General features: G+C 71.4%; 15 protein-coding genes. 3 read left to right on the forward strand and 12 right to left on the reverse strand.

Features of this window, described 5'->3' with window-relative positions; all coding sequences use genetic code 11:
* Nucleotides 1–29 precede the first annotated feature (29 nt).
* From NIE79_RS10875 to NIE79_RS10895, 5 genes are all read right to left on the reverse strand, one after another.
* Nucleotides 30–434 (reverse strand): roadblock/LC7 domain-containing protein, encoded by a 405-nt coding sequence (locus tag NIE79_RS10875; protein ID WP_030490280.1) that lies wholly within the window; start codon nt 432–434, stop codon nt 30–32.
* Between the two features lie 16 nt (nt 435–450).
* The gene (locus NIE79_RS10880) at nt 451–2,853 is read right to left on the reverse strand and encodes a sensor histidine kinase (protein WP_238678433.1); all 2,403 of its coding nucleotides are present in this window, start codon (nt 2,851–2,853) and stop codon (nt 451–453) included.
* A gap of 252 nt (nt 2,854–3,105) precedes the next feature.
* On the reverse strand, nt 3,106–3,588 hold the full coding sequence (locus tag NIE79_RS10885; RefSeq protein ID WP_238678434.1) for a helix-turn-helix transcriptional regulator: 483 nt from the start codon (nt 3,586–3,588) through the stop codon (nt 3,106–3,108).
* A 263-nt stretch (nt 3,589–3,851) separates the two neighbouring features.
* Nucleotides 3,852–5,144: a cytochrome P450 gene (locus NIE79_RS10890; protein ID WP_238678435.1), complete on the reverse strand. Its 1,293-nt coding sequence runs from the start codon at nt 5,142–5,144 to the stop codon at nt 3,852–3,854.
* A 438-nt stretch (nt 5,145–5,582) separates the two neighbouring features.
* Nucleotides 5,583–7,937 carry an AbfB domain-containing protein gene (locus tag NIE79_RS10895; protein ID WP_238678436.1) on the reverse strand — a complete coding sequence of 785 codons (2,355 nt, stop codon included), beginning with the start codon at nt 7,935–7,937 and terminating at the stop codon, nt 5,583–5,585.
* A 257-nt stretch (nt 7,938–8,194) separates the two neighbouring features.
* On the opposite strand from NIE79_RS10895, the gene NIE79_RS10900 reads away from it, so the two are divergent.
* The 3 genes from NIE79_RS10900 to pdxY all read left to right on the forward strand — a co-directional run bounded on the left by NIE79_RS10900 (nt 8,195) and on the right by pdxY (nt 11,173).
* A complete protein-coding gene (locus NIE79_RS10900; protein WP_238678437.1) occupies nt 8,195–9,211 on the forward strand; it encodes a LacI family DNA-binding transcriptional regulator in 1,017 nt (338 codons plus the stop codon).
* Nucleotides 9,212–9,361: 150 nt separating this feature from the next.
* The gene (locus NIE79_RS10905) at nt 9,362–10,156 is read left to right on the forward strand and encodes a S1 family peptidase (RefSeq protein ID WP_238678438.1); all 795 of its coding nucleotides are present in this window, start codon (nt 9,362–9,364) and stop codon (nt 10,154–10,156) included.
* Between the two features lie 165 nt (nt 10,157–10,321).
* Entirely contained in the window at nt 10,322–11,173 is an 852-nt protein-coding gene (pdxY, locus tag NIE79_RS10910; RefSeq protein WP_112602567.1) for a pyridoxal kinase PdxY, read from the forward strand.
* 30 nt (nt 11,174–11,203) lie between these two features.
* Here pdxY and NIE79_RS10915 read toward each other — a convergent pair whose 3' ends face one another.
* From NIE79_RS10915 to NIE79_RS10945, 7 genes are all read right to left on the reverse strand, one after another.
* Entirely contained in the window at nt 11,204–11,536 is a 333-nt protein-coding gene (locus tag NIE79_RS10915; RefSeq protein WP_238678439.1) for a putative quinol monooxygenase, read from the reverse strand.
* Nucleotides 11,537–11,545: 9 nt separating this feature from the next.
* The gene (locus NIE79_RS10920) at nt 11,546–14,791 is read right to left on the reverse strand and encodes an ATP-binding protein (RefSeq protein WP_238678440.1); all 3,246 of its coding nucleotides are present in this window, start codon (nt 14,789–14,791) and stop codon (nt 11,546–11,548) included.
* On the reverse strand, nt 14,788–15,501 hold the full coding sequence (locus NIE79_RS10925; protein WP_238678441.1) for a hypothetical protein: 714 nt from the start codon (nt 15,499–15,501) through the stop codon (nt 14,788–14,790). The genes NIE79_RS10920 and NIE79_RS10925 overlap by 4 nt, the downstream gene beginning before the upstream one ends.
* Nucleotides 15,498–16,601, reverse strand: a complete 1,104-nt coding sequence (locus NIE79_RS10930; protein ID WP_238678442.1) for an endonuclease domain-containing protein — start codon at nt 16,599–16,601, stop codon at nt 15,498–15,500. Before NIE79_RS10930 ends, NIE79_RS10925 begins: the two co-directional genes overlap by 4 nt.
* 68 nt (nt 16,602–16,669) lie before the next feature.
* Nucleotides 16,670–18,088, reverse strand: coding sequence for a WGR domain-containing protein (locus NIE79_RS10935; protein WP_238678443.1), 1,419 nt, complete (start codon nt 18,086–18,088; stop codon nt 16,670–16,672).
* A gap of 63 nt (nt 18,089–18,151) precedes the next feature.
* On the reverse strand, nt 18,152–19,111 hold the full coding sequence (locus tag NIE79_RS10940) for an acetamidase/formamidase family protein (RefSeq protein WP_238678444.1): 960 nt from the start codon (nt 19,109–19,111) through the stop codon (nt 18,152–18,154).
* A gap of 90 nt (nt 19,112–19,201) precedes the next feature.
* Complete coding sequence (locus tag NIE79_RS10945; protein ID WP_238678445.1) at nt 19,202–20,224, reverse strand: polysaccharide deacetylase family protein; 1,023 nt, start codon at nt 20,222–20,224, stop codon at nt 19,202–19,204.
* Nucleotides 20,225–20,322: the final 98 nt, after the last annotated feature.

The raw sequence follows: 20,322 nt of genomic DNA on the forward strand, positions 1-20,322 counted from the left end.
GGGTTTCCGGCGTGGGGGCGCCGGGGTGGTCAGCGGCTGCGGGCGAGCGCCGCTCGGGCAGCGGGGGTCAGGGCGTCCCCGATGCGGTTGGCCAGCTCGGTCATCTCGTAGGAGACCTTGCCGACGTCGCACTCGGGCGCGGCGAGCACCAGCAGCGAGGCGCCGTCGTTGAAGGCCATGGAGAACATGAACCCGCCCTCGAGCTGGGTGACGTTGGAGATCACCGCGCCGGCGTCGAAGAAGGCCGCCGCCCCCCGCAGCAGGCTGACCAGCCCGCTGCCCGTGGCGGCCAACTGGTCGGCCCGGTCCGGTGGCAGATCGCGGGTGGCGGCCACCATCAGGCCGTCGCTGGAAATGGCGATCGCGTGGCTGACCTCGGTCGCGCGCGCCGCGAAGTTGTCCAGCAGCCAGCCGAGATCCTGTTGGTCGGTCACGTGCTCTCCTGTCGCGTCATTTGTTGCCGAGGTTGATCGGGGTGCGTCGGCGGTTCGCCACGCCCCGCGCGTACGCGGCCATCGCCGTGGCCACCTGCGCCGGGTCGCGGTACTCGGACCGTTGCTGCTGCTGGGGCACCGTCACACCGCCGGGCACGAGGTGCCGTTGCGGCTGTCGTTTGGGCAGGCCGGAGTTGGTGGTCGTGGCGACCTCCGGGGTGTGCGCCTGGGCGGCCGTGCGCCAGGCGTCGTCGGCGGGACTGGACCACTGCTGGCCGTTCTGGCCGTTCTGGCCGTCGACGACGTCGTTCTGGAACCAGTGGTTGACCTGTTCGAAGATGAGGAGCTCCTCGGTGGGCGCGTCACCCCGGTCCGGGGGTGGGGGAGCCGCCGGTCGGAAGACCGGCGCGGCCGGCAGGGTCCGCTCGGCCGGCGGGCGTCCGGCGGTGGGTTCGGGGCGCGGCTGGTACGGCGGCGGAGGGTTGGACGTCCGCGCCGCCCGCCGCGACAGCCGGCCGGGTGCCAGCAGGTACTCCTCCGGTGGCAGCGACCGGATGATCGCCGCGGGCAGTGTCGCCTCGGCGAGGATCCCCCGGCGGGGGCCGCGTCGCAGTTGGACGGTGGCGCCCAGGCGGGCCGCGAGCTGGCCCACGACGACCAGCCCCATCGCCCGCACGGCGGCCACGTCGATGGCCGGTGGGCGGGCGAGCAGCTCGTTGAGTTGCTGCATCCGCTGCGCGGACAGCCCCACACCCTCGTCGCTGATCTGGACGATGACGCGGTCCCCCAGGCTCCGGCCGCTCACCCAGGTCTCGCTGCCCGGCGGTGAGTACGTCGTGGCGTTGTCCATGAGTTCGGCGAGCAGGTGCACGACCTCGTCGACGGTCTTGGCGGCCACCGCGACGTCCCCGTCGATCATGCCGAGCCGGACCCGTGCGTAGTGCTCGATCTGGGACAACGCCGCCTGGAGCACCTGTTGCAGCGGAACGTCACGCTGGCGTACGCGACCCACGCCGACGCCGCCGAGCACCAGCAGGCTGGCGTTGATCCGGCCCATCCGGGTCGCCAGGTTGTCCAGTGTGTACAGCTGGTCGAGCCGGTCGGGATCGGTCTCGTCCCGTTCGACCAGATCAACCTGGGCCAGGACGGCGTCGACCAGTCGCTGTTCGCGGCGGCTCAGGTGGATGAAGATGTCGGCGGTGTTGGCGCGCATGACGGCCTGTTCGGCTGCGGTCCGCACGGCGGCTTGGTGCACGGCGCTGAACGCCTGACCCAGTTCGCCGATCTCGTCGTCGCTGGAGGGTTCGAGGGCGGCACTGGACTGCTGGTGGGCGAGTTTCTGTGGGTCGACTGTGGCGCTGCCGGGCTGTTGGAGCTGGGCCACCACGGCGGGGAGTTGTTCGAAGGCCACCGCGTTGGCCGCGTCCCGTAGCCGGCGCAGCCGTCGGGTGATCTGCCGTGCGACGGCCCAGGTCACCAACGCGGTCAGGATCAGGGCCAGGAGGACGCTGGCCGCCTCGGCCACGGCCCGGCGGCGCTGGTCGGCGTGCGCGGCCCGAACGTCGTCGCGGACCGCGTCGTCGACCCGGGCGCGCAGGTCGGCCAGCCGGGCGGCGCGGGTCTGGGTGGTGGACACCCACGCGTCGGTCTCCAGTTTCAGCTGTGACCCCGGCTGAGCCCGGGACACCTCGTCCTGCATCCGTTGCAGGGTGAGCGCCTCCTTGCCGGTGCCGGCCTGCTCCCACCAGATGCTCCACTCGGGTGGGGCCAGGGCCAGGAACGACAGGCTCGACTCGGTGTAGCTGGTGCGGGCCGCGGTGATGTCCTGTTGCATGGCCGGGGTCAGCTCGCCGCCGGCGACGGCGCGCAGGACGGCCACCTGCTGTTGACCGATGGCCTCGGCCGTCTTCGACAGCGCAGCGGAGGCCCGGATCCCGTCGGCGAGTGGGGCGTCCACCACGCCGTGCGAGACGTTCTCCCGGAAGTTGATGAGGTCGGCGATCGCGATGCGGTAGCTGAAGGTCATCGCCGACACCGACGCGTGGGTGGCGGTGCGCACCTGGGTGCGCAGCGGGGCGAGGCCGTCCAGAGCCGCGTCGATGCGCCGCAGGAGAGCGGAGCTGGTGCCGTTGTCGGTGGACAGTCGGTCCCGCTGCCCGCGGTAGCGGGCGACGGCGTCATCGGAGGCGGCCATCTCCGCGCCGAAGGTGTCCTGCTGCTCCGGCCGGGCATAGGTGAGCAGATCGGCGGCAGCGATGCGTTCGCGTTGCAGCCGGTAGGCCAGGTCGCCGGCCTCGGCACCGACCTGCGCCAGGATCTGCAGGTCGCTGGCGCGGGACGTCTGGCGTGCGCTCTCGGTCAGCGCGAGACCGGCGAAGCCGATCACGGCGACGAGCGGGGCCGCGACGATGAGGCGCATCCGGCCGGCTATCTTCCAACCGCGTCGGCGGGTCGGGTAGGGTCTGGCCGCGTGGGACCGGGTGCTCGACGCCAAGATTGACTCCCACGACTCGTCGATGACGGTCTATCCGCACGTTGCCGAATGCAAGTCCCATTCGGCCGGAAGCCGCGCTCGTAGGCCAGACCTGGCCGTGGTACAAACTGCCCGTACCAGCATCTGTACCCAACGTCAGCGGCCGGTGACGCCGCGAGGTCGGTTCGGATCGTCGGGTCAGCGCTGGTTGTCGAGGGGTTCGGCCGACGGGTGCCGCCGCTCCGGTTCGTCCGCTTCGGGTTGACCGTTGAGCACCTGGCCGATCAGCTCCCGCAGCTCGTCGATCGCGTCCACCACGGCGCCCGGGTCGCGCGCGTCCCGCCGCTCACGCTGGCGCGGCACCTGCCGGTCCAACCGAGCAGGTTCCGGTGCGCGAGGGCCTCGGCGACCGTCGGCCGCCAACTGCTCGGCTGCTACCTGCGGCCACAGCGCGGCCAGCCGGCCGTCGGTGCCGAGCACGTCGTCGCAGCGCAGTGCGAACTCGTGACTGCCGAACCGGCGACCTGACTCGACCGCCGCGACCGTCTCCCGGCTGAATCGCACCAGATCCGCCAGGGCTCGCTGGGTCAGGCCCCGTTGGACGCGGCAGTCGCGCAACTCCCGTCGGAACCGCTGACTTGCCGCAGAGTGAGCCGAGCTCGACGGGGACGTGTGCTCCATGCGCTCACCTTCGTGGAACGGACATTCAGCGGCGGACGCCAGATCGAGATTGGCCGATGAGCCGAACATTCACAGAGGGCAATTCTTAACCCAGGACGCGATGGGTGTGAAGACGTTCACCGGTATGGATCGTCGGGAAAAGCGGGAAAGGTGCTCGCCGGACCCGGTGCCGGCATCGAGGCGCGCCGGGTGGAACGGGTCGACGCCCGCCCATCCCACCCTCGACCCGTCCGCAGGTCAGCACCGCTGGCGCCGGCGCCCGCTCAGGCGGCGTGCACTTCGGCCGTCGCGCCATCCCGTGCCGCCGGCACGCCCGCAGGCCCCGGAACGTCTATTATCGCGAGCAGCGCGCGGTGCGCCCGAAACGCGACATTGGGTTTGTACGAGCGATGTTGCTCCGGTGACAGCCTCAGTCCGGGAATGGTTTCGGCGAGCCGGCTGAGGGCGATTCCGGCCTCCAGTCGCGCCAATCCCGCACCGATGCAGAAATGTGGACCGTGGCCGAACGACAGGTGATTGCCCACATCGGCCCGGTGGGGGTCGAACCGGTCCGGGTCATGGAACGCCGCCGGGTCCCGGTTCGCCGCTCCGATCAACAGCAGGCAACGCGCCCCGGCGGGGATCGTCACCGGCCCCACTGTGACATCCCGGGTGGTCACCCGCAGCCAGCCGTCGATGGCGGGCGCGAACCGGAGCGCCTCGCTCACGAAGGCGGGGACGAGCCGCGGGTCCGCGGTGATCGCCGACCAACGCTGGGGAGCGGACAGGGCCTGGTCGAGGGCGTGCGCGAGCAACCCGGCGGTGGTCTCGTGACCGGCGACCAGGAGATTGAAGGCGAGGCTCGCCACCTCGGGCACCGTCAGCACGCTGTCGTCGTCGTCCCGGTAGTCCAGGGCGCGGCTGATGAAGTCCTCGCCTCGGTGTCCACTGTCCACCCGCTGGCGGACCAGGTCCTCGCAGTAGTGCCAGAACTCCAGCAGGCCCTGCGCCAGGCGTACCTGCTCGGCCGGGTCCGGCTGCCCCCAGATGAGGGCGATCTGGCCGTCCGCCCACCTTCGGATCCGCCCGATGTCGGCGTCGGGCACCCCGAGGATGTCCAGGACCACCAGCAAAGGAAGTTCGGTCGCGAACTCCGGGATCAGGTCGACCTGTTCGCCCTGGCGGGCGGCGAGGCGGGACACCAACTGGTCGACCCGGCGTCGGATGATCGCCCCGTACTCAGCCTCGACCCGCTCGGCGGTGTTCGCGAAGGTCGCTCGCAGGGCCCGCCGGGTGCGTGGGTGCGTCGGTGGGTCCGCGGCGGCCGTCGTGGGTGGCGCGTCGATCTGCATGACGACGTTCAGTGCCGGCGGGCACACCTCGTAGACCGGGGCGAGGGTGAGGGCGTTGGCGAATGTCGTGGCGTCGGCGAGGGCCCGCCGGACGTCCGCGTGCCGGCTGATCAACCACAGGCCCAGATCCTCGGCGTAGTGCACCCCGTCGGGATCGTCGAGAATGCGCCGCCACATGCTTGCCGGATCGGTGAGATAGACCCCGGTGAACGGATTCAACCGCATGGAAAGCCTCCTGATGCACGCGGCGCGAAACCGGCAGCGCCCCCATTTGGCGATCCACTTCAGCCGGGCCGATAATGGTGTGCATCTGCCTCTGGCTCTTTACGGTGCGCTGGCCGGCCGTACAAGTCAAGATTGGTTGTTGTCTATTTATTGGTCGGCATAATTGCGCCTTGCAACAGCCGAGTGAACCTGGCCAGATGCAAGTTGCGGCGCGGTCCTTGCCGTGAAGTCGACCCAGCCGCACTGTGCAATCAACTCGCCGCTTTCGCTCATGACCGGGGAAACGACGCCCGAGACGACGAGTGACGCCGGCGTCCCGTCACGACCCGGCAGAAGGGGCCGGCCCGCCGCACCGTCCACGCGTCGCGGGGGCTCCGGCCCATGTGCCGGAACCCCCGCGCGTCTTCTTGTCGTGGCGGCCCGGTCAGGGCGCGGCGGTCAGGGTGCCCACGGCGCGGCGATGTTCCAGGTGCTGTCGGCGGTCCACAACGTCGGCGTGTTGTACGCGTCGCCGCCGGTGCCGTTGCTGAGCCAGACCTCCGAGTTGTAGTGCCGCAGGTACTTACCTCGGAAGTTGTACGACTCCAGCGACACGCCGGTGCCGGTCAGCCCGGTACGTGCGCACCAGGTGGCGTCGGCGCGCAGCAGCGCGGAGCCGTCGTCCGGTGAGTTGCGGACCCGGGAGTTCTGGTGGCGCAGGTACTGCCCGGGGAAGTTGGCCGACTCGAACGAGTAGCAACCGGTACCGGCCAGGCCGGGCCGGATGGTGTACGTGGCGTCGGCCTTGAGCAGGCTGGAACTCGCGGCGTCGACCACCTCCGTGTAGGCCAGGCTGTCCTGGTGGCGTAGGTGGCGGTTGGTGAAGCCGGGCGTGGTCACCTGCAACGACCGGCGGGTGTTGACCGGCAGGGCTACGGGTGCCGAACTGCCGATGGTCTTCGAGGCGTTGATCAGGGCGGTGTTGGCGGCGCGCACCCGCGCCTGGTCCATCTTGATCACCTGGCGGTCGTAGGTGAGGAATCCGTTCAGCTCACCCTCCAGGTCGGTGATCTCGGTGTAGATCGAGGCACTGAGCCCCTTGCCGAGCATCAGGTTCTGGGTGCCCTGCACCAGCCCCACGTACCGGTCAGTGAGGGCGCTCGAACTGGACTGCCACTCGTACGCGAAGAAGCTGCCGTTCGGGCTGTACTCGTGACCAGGCGTGTGCAGGCCCAGGCCGCCGAACTCACCGAGCACCGCGATCCGGCTGCTCGACGGTACGGGGGAGTCCGGGCCGAGGTAGACGTGCCAGTCGTCGATGTCGCCGTTGCCGGGGTTGCCGAGGGACTGGCAGCAGTTGTGGCCGCTGTGCGGGTTGACCAGACGTGTCGGGTCCTGGTTCTTGATGTTCTGCGCGACCCGACGGGTGTCGGCGAGGGACCGCTCGCCCCAGCCCTCGTTGTAGGGCGTGTACGCGATCACGGCGGGTGAGCTGCGGTGCTCGTCGACGATCTCGCGTGCCTCGGCCTCGAACTGCGCCTGCTGGGCGTCGGTGGGGTCGACGTCCTGTGCGGTCAGCGACGGGATGTCCTGCCAGACCAGCAGGCCGAGCCGGTCGGCGTGGTAGAACCAGCGCTGGGGTTCGACCTTGATGTGCTTGCGCACCATGTTGAAGCCCAGGTCCTTGTGCTTCTGGAGGTCGAAGGCGAGGGCGGCGTCGGTCGGCGCGGTGTAGAGCCCGTCCGGCCAGAAGCCTTGGTCGAGGGTGCCGACCTGGAACACGAACTGGCCGTTGAGCTTGGGGCGCAGCACCCCGTTGACCAGGCCGGTGGTGATCTCCCGCATGCCGAAGTAGTGCGTGGTTCGGTCCACTGTGGCGCCGCTGGCGCCACGCACTGTCACCCGGAGGTTGTAGAGGAACGGGTCGTCGGGTGACCAGCGGCGGGCGTTGGGCACCGGCACGCTGAACTCGGTGAAGCCGCCGGTGGCCGAGCCGACCACAGTGGAACCGTTCAGCGCCTCGGCGAGCACGCTGTGGCCGCTCACGTCGCCCCGGGTGAAGACCCGGACCCGCAGTGTGTTGTTGCTCAGGTTCGGGTAGACGTCCACGCTGCTGATCGAGGCGGCGGGCACCGGCTCCATCCACACCGTCTGCCAGATGCCGGAGCTGGGGGTGTAGAAGATCCCGCTGGGTGTCTTGGTCTGCTTGCCGATGGCGGGCAGGCTGCCGTTCTGCCGAGTGTCGGTGGGGTCCCAGACCTTGACGACGATCTCGTTCGTCCCGGTGGTGAGCTGGGGCGTCACGTCGAAGGTGAAGGCGTCGTAGCCGCCGGTGTGCGCACCGACGCGGACACCGTTGACCCAGACGGTGCTCTGCCAGTCGACCGCGCCGAAGTGCAGCAGGGTGCGCCGACCCGACCAGTTCGCCGGGATGGTGACGGTGCGTCGGTAGAACAGGTAGTTGCGGTTGTCGTTGGCGGCCCGTTGGATGCCGGACAGGGCGCTCTCCACCGGGAAGGGCACGTTGACCCGCTCGGGCAGGTTGGTGCCGAACTGCGGGGCGTCGTCGGTCGTCGACTGGCGTAGCTGCCACTCGCCGTTGAGGTTGAGCCAGTCCGGCCGCGTCATCTGGGGTCGCGGGTACTCGGGCAGTGGTGTGCCGACCAGCGCCTGGCTGGTCCAGGGGGTGCTCAGTGGTGGCGTCTTGGCCGGTGCGGCGTACGCCGGTGCGGCGGGCGCGGTGAGAGCGCCGACGACCAGGGCGAGGATGAGCAGCAGGGGCAGGGCGGGGCGGATGGGGACGTGACGTGTCATGCCGTCTCCGGGGGGACGAGTCGCCGCGGGCGGTGCAGCCAGGCCCGAAGCGCGTGGGTGGTGGGCGTCGGGTGGTCATTGACGGGGGACGGGCGTCAGCGACGGATGTCGGTGGGATCTCCACGCGCCAACGGTGACCGGCATATTGACATCCATCATCACCTGTATAACGTTATAGAGCCGCGCTGGCCCTCCCGTCAATGCTTGTTCATCAATGTCCGGTCGGCCCGCCGGTCGAATTCGCGAAAGGTCGGGGGATGGGCGTCAACCTGAAGGACATCGCTCAGCGCGCCGGTGTCTCGCTGGCCACTGTCTCGAACGTGGTGAACGGATACCGGCCGGTGGGTGAGCGGACCCGACAACGGGTGCAGCAGGCGATCGACGAACTCGGCTACAGCCCCAACCTCGGCGCCCGGCATCTCCGCCGTGGCCGTACCGGCCTGATCGCCCTGGCCATCCCGGAACTGACCAACCCCTACTTCGCCGAGCTCGCCGAGATCGCCATCTCCGAGGCCGCCGCGCTCGGCTACACGCTCGTCATGGAGAACACCGCAGCGGACCGGGAGGCCGAGCTGGCGCTCCTCGACGGCTCGCGACAGCGCATCATCGACGGCCTGATCCTCAGCCCGGTGCGCGTCGGCCGGGAGGAGGTGCTGGCCCGGACGGCCGGAAGCCCGCTCGTGCTGATCGGCGAGGGCGTCTACGACGTGCCGCACGACCACATCGCCATCGACAACGTAGCCGCCAGCCACGCGGCGATCCGGCATCTCGTGGCGATCGGCCGCCGGCGGATAGCGTTCATCGGCGCCACCCCCGGCGGTGACCGGCAGTCGGCCCACCTGCGGGTCCGGGGTTACCGGGAGGCCCTCGCCGCCGCCGGCCTGCCGTACCGACCACTGTTGGTCGCCCGCACCGACGCCTTCGGCCGGCTCGACGGCATGCGGGCCATGCGTGACCTGCTCGCCCTCGGTGACCCGCCGGACGCGGTGTTCGGTTACAACGACCTGGTCGCCATCGGCGCGCTGCGGGCGCTGGCCGAGGCCGGTCACCGGGTGCCCGAGGACGTCGCGGTGGTGGGGATCGACGACATCGAGGAGGGGCGGTTCACCGCCCCGACCCTCACCACCATCGCCCCGGACAAGAGGGTGATCGGCCGTCTCGCGGTACGCCGTCTCGTCGCCCGCATCGAGGGCGCGGAGGTCGCGGGGCCGCTGACCGTGCAGACACCGTTCCGGCTTCTCCGCCGGGGGAGTACCGGCACCCCGGACGCCTGACCGCCGGTCGCCGCAGGTCGTGCGAGATCCATAACTCCGGTGGTACGACCCGAAGAGGATGACCCGCTAGATCCATAGACCTCAATATGATGACCGCTATCTCGACTGCGGTGCGCTCACGAGGCGTGCCATCCTGATGCGGAGGAATGCATGGTTCGCTGGCGTACCCTCACTGGCCTGCTGGCCACCGCGTTGGCCGCGGTGACCGCGGCCAGCCTCACCCTCACCGCGCCGGCCGCCGCGGCCGACAGCCCCGTGACGCCGAACGTCGTCGGCGGCACCCGCGCCGCTCAGGGCGAGTTCCCGTTCATGGTCCGTCTCTCGATGGGCTGCGGCGGGGCGCTGTACAGCGCCCGGCTGGTGCTCACCGCGGCGCACTGCGTGGGCGCGACCGGCACCAACACCAGCATCACCGCGACGCTCGGGACTGTCGACCTCCAGTCGTCCAGCCGGATCACCGTCCGGTCCAACTACGTCTACCGTGCCCCCGGCTACAACGGCGCCGGCCGCGACTGGGCGCTGATCCGGCTGGCCAGCCCCGTCACCGGGCTGAGCACGCTGCCGATCGCCAGCACCACCGCGTACGACAGCGGCACCTTCACCGTCGCCGGCTGGGGTGCCGCGCGCGAGGGCGGCGGCCAGCAGCGGTACCTGCTCAAGGCGACGGTGCCGTTCGTCAGCGACTCCACCTGCAACGCCAACTACGGCGGGGACCTCATCCCCGCCCAGGAGATCTGCGCCGGCTACGCCAGCGGCGGCACGGACACCTGCCAGGGTGACTCGGGCGGCCCCATGTTCCGCCGCGACGCCTCCAACGCCTGGATCCAGGTCGGCATCGTCAGCTGGGGCAACGGTTGCGCCCGGCCCAACTACCCGGGTGTCTACACCCAGGTGAGCTACTTCGCCTCGTCGATCGCCTCGGCCGCGGCGAGCCTCGGCGGCTGACCCGTACGACCGCTCGGGCGGCCCGGACGACACGGTCCGGGTCGCCCGTTCGTGCGTCCCGCCGGGAGGACGGCGAGAGTGCCACCCGACACCGCGCGAGTGGGCCACCCGACAGATACGGCGGGCCGTCGGTGCGCCGCCGGCCGCAGCGGCGATGATGGGCCGGTGAAGATCCTGTCCATCCAGTCGTCGGTCGCCTACGGTCACGTCGGCAACTCGGCGGCGGCCTTTCCGCTGCAACGCCTCGGGCACGAGGTCTGGCCGGTCCTGACTGTGCACTTCTCCAACCACACCGGGTACGGCGCGTGGCGGGGTCCGATGCTCCCGGCGGCGGACGTGGCGGAGGTGATCGCGGGCATCGAGGACCGTGGGGTCCTCGGCAGCGCCGACGCCGTGCTCTCCGGCTATCAGGGCGACCCGGCCATGGGCGCGGTGATCCTGGACGCGGTGGCGACGGTGAAGGCGACAAACCCGGCGGCTGTGTACTGCTGCGACCCCGTGATGGGCGACGCCGGCCGGGGCATGTTCGTCCGGCCGGGAATTCCGGAGTACCTGCGGGACACCGTCGTGCCCCGCGCGGACATCATCACGCCGAACCACTTCGAGCTGGACTTCCTCGCCGGTCGGACCACGAACTCGCTGGCCGAGGTGCTCGACGCGGTCGACGTGGTGCGCGCGACCGGGCCACGTCACGTCCTGGTGACCAGCGTGCTCCACGGCGACCTGCCTCCGGACTCGCTGGAGGTGGTGGCGGTCTCGGACGAGGGCGCCTGGGCGGTGACCACGCCGCTGCTGCCGATCAACCCGAACGGTGGGGGCGACGTCACAGCGGCGTTGTACCTCGCGCACCTGTGGACGACCGGCTCACCCGCGACCGCGCTGGAACGCACCATCGCCTCCGTCTACGCCGTGCTCGAGGCCACTCTCGCGGCGGGCACCCGGGAGATCCAGCTGATCGCGGCGCAGGACGTGATCGCCGACCCGCCGGCCCGGTTCACCGCCCGCCGGCTGCGCTGACGACGGGCGCTGACCCCGGGCCGATGGCGGTCAGCGACCCTCGGGAACGGCCATCTCGCCGAGCAGTGACCAGTCCTCCTGCGGCACCGTGGCGTTCACGATCCGCGGCGTCTCGGCCAGGTGCGGCGGCAGGGTCTCCTGGGCCGCGCGGAAATGCGCGGACTGGACGTGGGCCGCGCCGGCCTGGTCGTCGCGGAACGCATCGACCAGCACGTACTCGGTGGGATCGTCCAGGCTGCGGGACCAGTCGAACCACAGGCAGCCCGGCTCCGCCCGGGTCGCCTCGGTGAACTCGGCGGCGATCTGCGGCCACCGGTCGGCGTGCCCGGCCAGGACCCGGAACTTGGCGGTAATGAAGATCATGGCCCCAGGCTACCCAGCCGGGCGGGCGCGGGCGACGACCTCCTCGGGGGTCAGCGGCGCCTTCGGGTGGTGCGTCAGGCACAGCGGGGTGCGGACCTTGACGAACGAGAATCCCTCCCCGGCCGCGTAGAACTCACCGCTGTTGAGCAGGCCGATGTCCGGCAGTCGGCCGCCCTTGGCCTCGGCGAGCTGCCGGGCCGCGTCGATCTGCGCCGGCGCGTTGAGCAGCCCGAAGAACTGCGTCGTCGCGTTGCCGGAGATCTGGTTGTGCAGACCCTTGGGCGCCTGCGTGGCGAAGACCAGCCCGAGCCCGTACTTGCGGGCCTGCGAGGCCAGCGCGATCGTGCTGGCGGTGCAGGCAGTGGTGCCGGTCGAGGGCGCGAGCGTCTGCGCCTCGTCCATCACGAACAGTCCGCCCAGCGGTCGGTCACCGGCGGGGTGCCGCTTGATCCACGCGAAGAGCGCCATCTGCAGCTGATTGACGAAGCTCTGCCGCTCCTGATCCGAGGTGAGGCCGACGAAACTGATCACCGACACCCGGGCCCGCCGCCCCGCCGACGGTGTCAGCAGCAGCCCCGGGTCGGCCGGTGCGCCGACCCCGCCGAAGAGCGGATCAGTGACCATCGCCGCCTTGAGCGCCTCGGCCAACTCCTCGGCGAGCTTCCCGGCGCGGGCCAGCCGACTGACCCCCTCGGGCAGGTCGGTGAGGAACTCGGTGAAGCCGGGCAGGCCCACCATTCCGCTGCGGGCGTACGCCTGGAGGGCCTCGGTGAGGACGGCCTTGCCCTGCTGGGCGAGTCGGCTCGACCGGTCGACACCGGCCCGGGGTGCGAGCGCCTCCACGGCGGAGCGGACGGCCTGGTCGAACTCGTCGGGCCAGTCCCGCAGGGAGGTGAAGTCGGGCAGCGGCTGGAAGCTCAGCGGCCGACCGGCGGTGACCCGGGGCGTCCACACCACCACCTCGGTGTGCGCGAGGTAGTCGGCGGCTCGTTCGGCGTCGCCGGGGCCCCAGCCGCCCGGTGGGTCGGGCCACGCGTCGCCGAGCCGGGCGAGGTCGTTGTTGGGGTCGAGCACGATCGCGGAGACCCCCTCGCGGGCGCACTCCTCGACCAGCCGGCGGATCAGCACGGTCTTGCCCGAGCCGGACCCGGCGAACACGACGGCGTGGCGGCGCAACGACTCCAGGGGCACCGTGAACGGTTGACCGCCGTCGACGGTCCGCCCCAGCCCGACGGCCCGACCGCCGGTGCCGACCGGGAGGTCGGCCGGGTCAGCGGGTACGGGCCCGGCCGTCGCGCCGGTCGACGCGCCAGCGGGGACGTCGGCTTCCGGCACGTTCGTCGGGTCGGTTGCGGTGCCACCCGATGGTGGCTCGTCGTCGTCGGGCGGCGGCGGGGCGCCGCCGCGCGTCCCGTCGGGCCCGGGCAGGACCGCGCGGAACAGTTCGGTGCCGCTGGCCGGACGGCGGGCCACCAGCCACTCCTGCAAGGCCGTGGACGGCTCGGCCGCCATCACCCGCAGCGCCGCGAAGACCCGCAGGTCCGCCTCCGGCACGGCGCACCGCAGGCCGCCGGCCGCGTCGAAGCCGGTCAACACCTCGGTCGTACGCTTCCCGGTCGGCCACGGACCGTTGCGCAGCAGGATCAGCCGCCGCTGCGGCAGGTCCCGGTCCAACCCGGCGAGGGTGCAGGCGGCCTTGACCCGGGCGGTGACGGCGACGGCGTTGGGGTGCGCGATGGCCCGGAAGCACCAGTGCGCCTCGTTCTCGGTGGCCTCGTCGAGCACCTCGATGAGCCGTCCGTGCAGCGCGGGCTTGCGTCCGGGCGGCGGATCGTACTTGTAAGTGGCGCCGGTCGGCGCCTGCTCCGCGATCCAGGCGGCCAGGCCGGCGGCGAGCAGCGGCGGCATGTGCGCGTCCTCGCCCGCCGGGTCGACGGCGGCCGACACGTCCGCGGCCTCGACCAGTTCGGCGAAGCGTTCGTCCAACTCGTGCAGGCGGCGCTCGTCAGTCATCAGATCGGCGGAGGCGCCACGGGCGGTGCTGACCGTCGGCGTCGTGTCGGCGCCGTCGATGAGCCGATCCAGTTCGACCACCTCGTCGCGGTCACGGCACCAGGCGATGTGGCGGTCCACCCGGCGGAGCAGGGCGCGTGGCGTCAGGGTGGGCGCGTCGGCGAAGGCGGCGGGGGCGATCGGCCAGGTGGGGTGCGGTGGCCCGAAGTACATACCCGCGAACGCGGCGGATAGGCGCTTCGCCACGATCGCCTGCCCGATCTCCGGGGTGGGGATCCGGTCCGGCAGGGTCGCCGTACGGAAGCGGTCGGCGACCGGGGTGGGTGCGGCCCGGGTCATCAGCACCCAGGTGTCCGGCAGGCACGAGACCACGACCAGGGTGCGGCGGGTGATGTCGCGGAGCTTGAGCAGGCCGTCGGCGATCGGGCCGAGCACCTTGGCCTGGCCGTCCTCCAGCCCCTGATGCTGGTTGAGCAGTGAGGTGCTGGTCTGGGCGAACAGCGTGTCGAGCTGGTCCACGGCGATGACGGTGGGGTCCAGGGTCAGGGCCATCAGCCGGGAGATGTCCTGCACGACCTGCTGTGGGGTGCGGATCGCTGTGCTCAACCCCCATGCCGCCCGCGCGGCCGGGTCGCCAGGTTCGGAGATGAGGTGTGCGTAACCGACGTCCTGTGCCTCGAAGTCGATGGCGCCGTGCAGGACGAGCGCCCGAGCGGTGTCCTGGGCGTCCCGCCCGACCTCCCGATCGCGCTCGCGCAGCGCCCAGATGAAGGTGTCGAGCTGCGCACGGGTCACCGGTCGGGCGCCGGCGACCGCGTCGCGGACCTCCACCGGCAGGCCGAGGTGGGGGGTGAGTCGACGCAGGAAGGTCTTCAACTGGGTGCCCCAGCCGACGTGGGGGCGGCCCATCCCCTCCACCAGGGCCAGGGCCACGCTCTCCCAGAACGTCTTGCCGCTGACCATGTCGACCAGGAAGAAGTAGCCGCCGTCGCGCTGAATCCGTTCGCGCACCGCCCCGAGCAGGTGCGTCTTGCCGGCGCCCGCGCGGCCCTGCATCGCCACGCCGAGCGGCATGCTGGTGTCGTCGGTGCGGGCCCGCGCAACCCCGCGCAGGATCTCCGCGGCCACCTTCTCGTGCAGCTCCGGCACGTTGTGCGGGCTGGGTCGCCAGACGTCGTCCGGAGTGACCGCCGGGTTGAGGTTCACCGCTTCCAGTGCGGCCCGCTGGTCGTCGGAGATCATGCCGGGCCGATCGCCAGGGCGTGGTTGTCCTCGTTCCCGATGCGGACGGCAGCGGCCCGGTCCCGTGCGGTCAGTGACTTGCTGTTCGCCACCGGGATGATGCGGACGTCCTCCCGGCCGACCATCGCCCGCAACGCCGCGTCGAGGGCGGCCCGGTCGGTGTCGGCGAGCCGGTCGCGGACGTCGGCGAGGCCGACCCAGGCGCCCGGCGCGGTGGCCAGATCCCGGTACGCGGAACGGACCAGCGCCTCCACCTCCACCGCGGACACCGGTGCCGCCGCTGCCGCCGTCGTCGCCCTGGGTGCCGCCGCTTCGTGTCGCGGCTCGCCGGCCGCCGGGGCAGTTGTCTCGGTCTGCTTGAAGAAGTCGCCGTGGCTGACCCGGAGCCGGTCCAGTGAACGGTGCAGGTTGGACAGGACGACGAACAGCGACCGGGTCGTGGAGCCGCCCTGCTTCGGCGGCGCGGAGGTGTGCAGCTGACGTGCCACCCGCCAGCCCTCCTCGGTCAGCTCGTGGGCGAACGGCCGGTGCGTCCGATCGGTGTCCACCAGGCCCAGGTCGACGAGCTTCGCGTTGTCCCTGCCGGTCAGCGTGAAACCGGCCAGCTCTTTCAGCTCGACGTTGGTGAGTCGGCGTGCCTCGACCATCAGCACCACGAGGGCGTTGATCTGGTTCGGCGTCAGGTGCGGGACGTCCGCCGGGCTCGTCATGATGTCTCATCTCCGTGGTTGTGCGTGCCGCCCGCGCGTCGCCGGGCCAGCAGCCGACGGATCCCGTCGACCACCGCCGGCACGTCGGTGAGCACCTGCTCGTTGGTGAAGCGGAGCACGTCCAGCCCGAGGAGTTGCAACTGCACGTCTCTCCGTCGGTCGTTGGCGAAAGCGATTCGCCCACGATGCTCCGGGCCGTCCACCTCGACCGCAAGACCCTCGGTGGGCCAAAACAGATCCAGTCGGTACGCCTCGGCCAGGACGTGCCACTCGTAGGTCTGGTTCCACAGCCGGCCCCGCGCCCAGTCCTGCGGCGCGAGCGCGCGTTCCAGTGCCTGCTCGGCTGCGCTGTCACCGCGTGGCACGCCAGCGATCGGCGGCCAGGCCAGCACCGTCGAGCCCGGCTCGGCGGCGATGGTCGGAAGCCGTCCGGTCGTGCTGGCCAGCCCGGCGAACCGCGCCGGCACCGACAGGGGCACCGAGCGCACCCGGTCGGCGTGACGCAGCGGCCCGCCGGCCAACCACACGGTGAAGCCGCCGTGCCGCACGAGCCACTCGGCGGCGGCCACCAGCGTCCGCTCGGCGTCGACGTCCAGGTCGGGCAGGGCCACGACGAGGACGCAACTGTCCCGGTCGTACGCGTCGGCGATCACCCGGGCGAGCCCCGCGGCGCGTACCCCCGGGGCGAAGCGGGACCGGCCGCCGGGGCGGCCCGGGCCGCGCAACCCTCGCTCGGCGAGGTCGGCCAGGAACGGGCCGAAGTGCCGGGAGCGGGCGGCGGTACGGGCCGCGAGGGCCCGCACCGCCGCCACGCCGAGCGTGCCCTCGCTGTCGAAACGGTCGGCCCCCGTCAGCCAGCGGGGGAACATCGCGAGGGCTGCGGTGTCCAGTTGGTCGAGCGCCCTGTCCACGAGGTCACCGAGAGGACGCGTCACAGTGGGCCGGTAGTGCACGATCGCGGGCGCTGCCGGCGGCAACGGGTCGAGTGCCACCCGCAGCAGCTCCGGGTCGATGCCCGGCAGGTGACTCACTCGCCCCGTCGGCGGGGCGGCCCACCAGGCCCTGTTGGCGTCGCCGTTGGCCCGGACGGGGTGCGCCATGGCGGCACCCTACGACACGGGCGGGCGCGCCCGGTGACCCCTCGCTGACGAGGCGGTGCGCCCGCGGCTCAGCGCAGCCGGCGGATGTCGCCGAACGCGCGGTAGTAGCCACCGCGGCTGGACTCGCGCACCTCGGTCACCAGGTAGCGGGCGCCCGGCTCGCGAATCCCCTTGGGGAACTGCACCGACCAGTCGCGTCGGTAACCGTCGGAGAGCACCTGAACCCGCAACCGCCCCCGATCGTCCATGCACTGCACGACCACGCCCGCGCCCGAGTCGCTGGTCACCTCGACGATCGTCGGTTGCACCGGCTGGGGCGCCTGGCGGGGGGCCTTGATGTCGCGTACCTCAGGCACGTTGCCGGCCTGCGCCGCGCGGATCGCCGGCTCGCTCGCGTCGATGCAGGCCAGATGGCCGCCGGTGGTGACGACGTAGAGCCGGTCGTCGTGGTACTGCATCGAGTACGCCGAGCCGCAGCCGGTGCCGAGCTTCCACAGCCGGGTGCCCGCCGCGTCGAAGCAGTAGATCGAGGACTGGCTGTCACCGGCGAAGACGTACTCGCCGCCCTCGGCGGTGGCGCAGGAGAAGACCGGGGCGTCGCACAGGTAGGTGCGTTCGGGGCGACCGGCCTTGGACAGCCGCACCACCTCACGGGTGCTGGTGCCGGCGAACACGCTGCCGTGCTCCTGCCAGCCGAAGAGCACCGAACCGGTCCTCGTGTGCCACAGCTCGCTGCCGGTGCGCCACTCGTAGCCGGTCACGCCCTGCGAGTGGCCGTGGTAGATGGCGTCGTCGTCGCACCGCACCATCCAGGCCGAACGCCCCCGCCCGGGGCGACGCCACAGGAACTCGTCCTCGTGGTCGACGGCGGTGATCCCGCCGTCCGCGTCGGAGACGCCGAGGACGCCGTCGTGGATGTCCAGCCAGTAGATGTCGATCTCCGGGGCGATCGCGTACGCCACGCGGGGCACCTTGCCGGACAGGTCGTAGACGTTGCCGTCGTCGCAGCCGGCGTAGATCCAGGCGTCGTCGGCGACGATGCACTTCACCCCGTCGGGAAGGCGGACCTGGCTGCGCACCCGGGCGTCGTGGTCGAGCGTGGTGATGACTCCGTGCTCGTTGCCGACCATGCAGTGCCGCCCGTCGACGAAGATGCCGAAGGCGGGGGCGCCGGAGTCGTAGCGCCAGAGCACCGGGGCGGTGTGGGCGGTGGAGCGGGTGCTGACGATCTGCCGCCGCGACACTGTGCGCTTCTGGCGGACACCGGGGACCGCCGGCGCGTAGCCCTTGCGGACCTTCTCCCCGATCTTCTTCGCCGCAGCGGCCCGGGCCCGGGCGTTGTCCGGATAGGCGCTTGCCTTGACCTGCCCCTGGTCGCCGATGCGGCCGTAGCGCACCGTCAGCGTGGCGTTGTCGACGATGACCTCGTAGAACTTGTGCGCACCGTCCACTTCGGACAGTTCGAGGTAGGTCGTCTCCTGGGACATGGGGGGCCTCCGAGGGGTCAGCGGGCGGCGCGATCCGGCCGGCGCGGCGACAGTGACCACACGTTAACGCCGCCCCCCGACAGAATCGGCGTCCGGCCAACGCAGCGCGTCGTCGCGGAGCACCGCGTGCGCGCCGACGCTCTGGTTGACGATCTGCGTCACCCGCACGTCGACAGCGATGCTGGCCAGCGCCACCGCGTCCGCGCGGCTGAGGCCGTGCAGCCGCTGCATCAGTGTCAGCATCGACTCCAGGGCGGTGAACGTGGCGTCGTCGAGGGAGGCGCCGACGCCCAGGGTCAGCCACGCGTCGGGGGTACGGGCCACCGGGCCGGTGACCGGGAAGTCGTCGCGCACGTCGATGGTCAACGTCACCTCGTTCATCGGACACTCGATCGCGGTGCCGCCGACCTCGCCGTCACCCTGCGCGGCGTGCCCGTCCCCGACGGAGAACAGCGCGTCGTCCACCGGGATCGGCAGCAGGAGGGTGCTGCCGGCGGTGAGGTCCCGACAGTCCAGATTGCCGCCCCAGGGGCGCGGTGGGATCGTCGAGTGGAGCCCGGGCTCCGCGGGTGGCATGCCGAGCACCCCCATGAAGGGCCGCAGCGCGACAGTGTGGCCGTGCTGGTTGCGGCCGGTCATCGTCACAGGGTCCAGCGCCCAGGCGTGCACCACTGGTTGATCCTGCACGCCGTAACGCTGATTGAAGCCGCTCGGCCAGCCGCCGGCCACAGTGGTTCCCCAGCTGCCCGGGACGACCGCGTCGATGCGTACCGCGAGGGTCTGGCCAGCGCGCGCACCGCGGACCGCGACCGGTCCGATCAACGCGTGTCCGTAGTCGGGCCGGTGCTGCGCGACCCGGGGTCGGTCCCGGTTTGGCCCGCCGGGGTACGGGCCGGCGGACCACCAGCAGTCCAGGGTGCGGTAGGTGACGGTGTCGCCGGGGTCGATGGTGAGCACCGGCGGGAAGTCGGGGGAGAAGTGGCCGTGCAGGCTGTCGTCCCCGGGCGTGAGGGTGTGTCGCATCATTGCAGGCTAGTGGCCACGTGCGGCGGGCAGGCAGGTGCGCGGTGGGTGCCGGGCGCACCCACCGCGCACGTCTTCACCTGGGCGATGTCACCCCGAGGTGCAGGAGCGGATCTGTGGGCGGGCGCTGCTGTTGCCGTTGGTCATGGTGGTGAAGCCGAAGGTGTTGCCACTGCCGTTGGACCGCATGGTCATGACTGTTCCGCTGCTGTCCCAGGTGGCGGTGCCGTTCCAGATGGTGGTGACCCGCTGCGGTGCGGTGATGGCCACGACCACCGTCCACGTGCTGGCGCCGCTGACCGTCACCGACGTGTTGTACCGGTCGCCCCAGACGTTGGGGGTCGTGGCGGTCGCGGTGCAGGTGCCGCCGGAGGGCGGCGGAGTGGTGGTGGGCGGGGGAGTGGTGCCGTCGGGCGCGACAGCACGGCCGGTGGACGACGAGATCATGCCGGGGCACAGGTTGCGGCTGGTCAGGTTGGCCATGATCTGTCCGATGGCGTCGCGGGTGTTCTGGATCCCGTCGTGCATCAGGATGACCTGACCGGCTTGGAGTCGGCTGGCGTTGGCCACGATCTGGCTGACGCTGGCGCCGTTCCAGTCCTGGGAGTCCACGTCCCAGATCACCTGGCGCATGCCCAGTGACGACGCGACGGACTGCAACGTGGAGTTGGTCTCGCCGTAGGGCGGCCGGAACAGCACCGGCCGGCTGCCGGTGGCCGACTGGATCGCCGAGCTGGTCTGGGACAGGTCCGACTGCATCTGGGCCTGGCTCATCGAGGTCATGTGGGCGTGGTTCCAGCTGTGGTTGGCCACCCACATGCCGGCGGCCACCTGTGCCTGCGCTGCCGAGCGGTTGTTCTGGACGTTCTGCCCGACGTTGAACATGGTGGCCCGTACGCCGTTGCTGCGCAGCACGTTCAGCAACGCGCTGGTGCTGCCGGTCGGACCGTCGTCGAAGGTGAGCCCGACGTAGCCGTTGCAGGTGGCGGCGCTCGACGGGGTGGAGGTGGCCGCGAGGACGACGCCGCACATGGCGACGGCGGTGGCGAGGACGGCGAGCGCCGCGCGCAACCGCCTGGACCACAGGGCCGTGCGGGGGAAGAGCCTGCTCATCTGGTGCCCCTTCGCGCAGGCCCGGACGTGCCCTCGTGTGCGGGCAGCGCAGTCCGGACAGGTGTGGATGAGTGGGTAGGTGGAGCGGAAACGCAACG

It is taken from the genome of Micromonospora trifolii, assembly GCF_022229005.1.
Lineage (GTDB): Bacteria > Actinomycetota > Actinomycetes > Mycobacteriales > Micromonosporaceae > Micromonospora > Micromonospora trifolii.

Excerpts from the sequence above, each read along its gene's own strand:
- NIE79_RS10880 (WP_238678433.1), bottom strand. The coding sequence starts at position 2,853 with ATGCGCCTCATCGTCGCGGCCCCGCTCGTCGCCGTGATCGGCTTCGCC.
- NIE79_RS10885 (WP_238678434.1), bottom strand. The coding sequence starts at position 3,588 with ATGGAGCACACGTCCCCGTCGAGCTCGGCTCACTCTGCGGCAAGTCAG.
- NIE79_RS10890 (WP_238678435.1), bottom strand. The coding sequence starts at position 5,144 with ATGCGGTTGAATCCGTTCACCGGGGTCTATCTCACCGATCCGGCAAGC.
- NIE79_RS10895 (WP_238678436.1), bottom strand. The coding sequence starts at position 7,937 with ATGACACGTCACGTCCCCATCCGCCCCGCCCTGCCCCTGCTGCTCATC.
- NIE79_RS10900 (WP_238678437.1), top strand. The coding sequence starts at position 8,195 with ATGGGCGTCAACCTGAAGGACATCGCTCAGCGCGCCGGTGTCTCGCTG.
- NIE79_RS10905 (WP_238678438.1), top strand. The coding sequence starts at position 9,362 with ATGGTTCGCTGGCGTACCCTCACTGGCCTGCTGGCCACCGCGTTGGCC.
- NIE79_RS10915 (WP_238678439.1), bottom strand. The coding sequence starts at position 11,536 with ATGATCTTCATTACCGCCAAGTTCCGGGTCCTGGCCGGGCACGCCGAC.
- NIE79_RS10920 (WP_238678440.1), bottom strand. The coding sequence starts at position 14,791 with ATGATCTCCGACGACCAGCGGGCCGCACTGGAAGCGGTGAACCTCAAC.
- NIE79_RS10925 (WP_238678441.1), bottom strand. The coding sequence starts at position 15,501 with ATGACGAGCCCGGCGGACGTCCCGCACCTGACGCCGAACCAGATCAAC.
- NIE79_RS10930 (WP_238678442.1), bottom strand. The coding sequence starts at position 16,601 with ATGGCGCACCCCGTCCGGGCCAACGGCGACGCCAACAGGGCCTGGTGG.
- NIE79_RS10935 (WP_238678443.1), bottom strand. The coding sequence starts at position 18,088 with ATGTCCCAGGAGACGACCTACCTCGAACTGTCCGAAGTGGACGGTGCG.
- NIE79_RS10940 (WP_238678444.1), bottom strand. The coding sequence starts at position 19,111 with ATGCGACACACCCTCACGCCCGGGGACGACAGCCTGCACGGCCACTTC.
- NIE79_RS10945 (WP_238678445.1), bottom strand. The coding sequence starts at position 20,224 with ATGAGCAGGCTCTTCCCCCGCACGGCCCTGTGGTCCAGGCGGTTGCGC.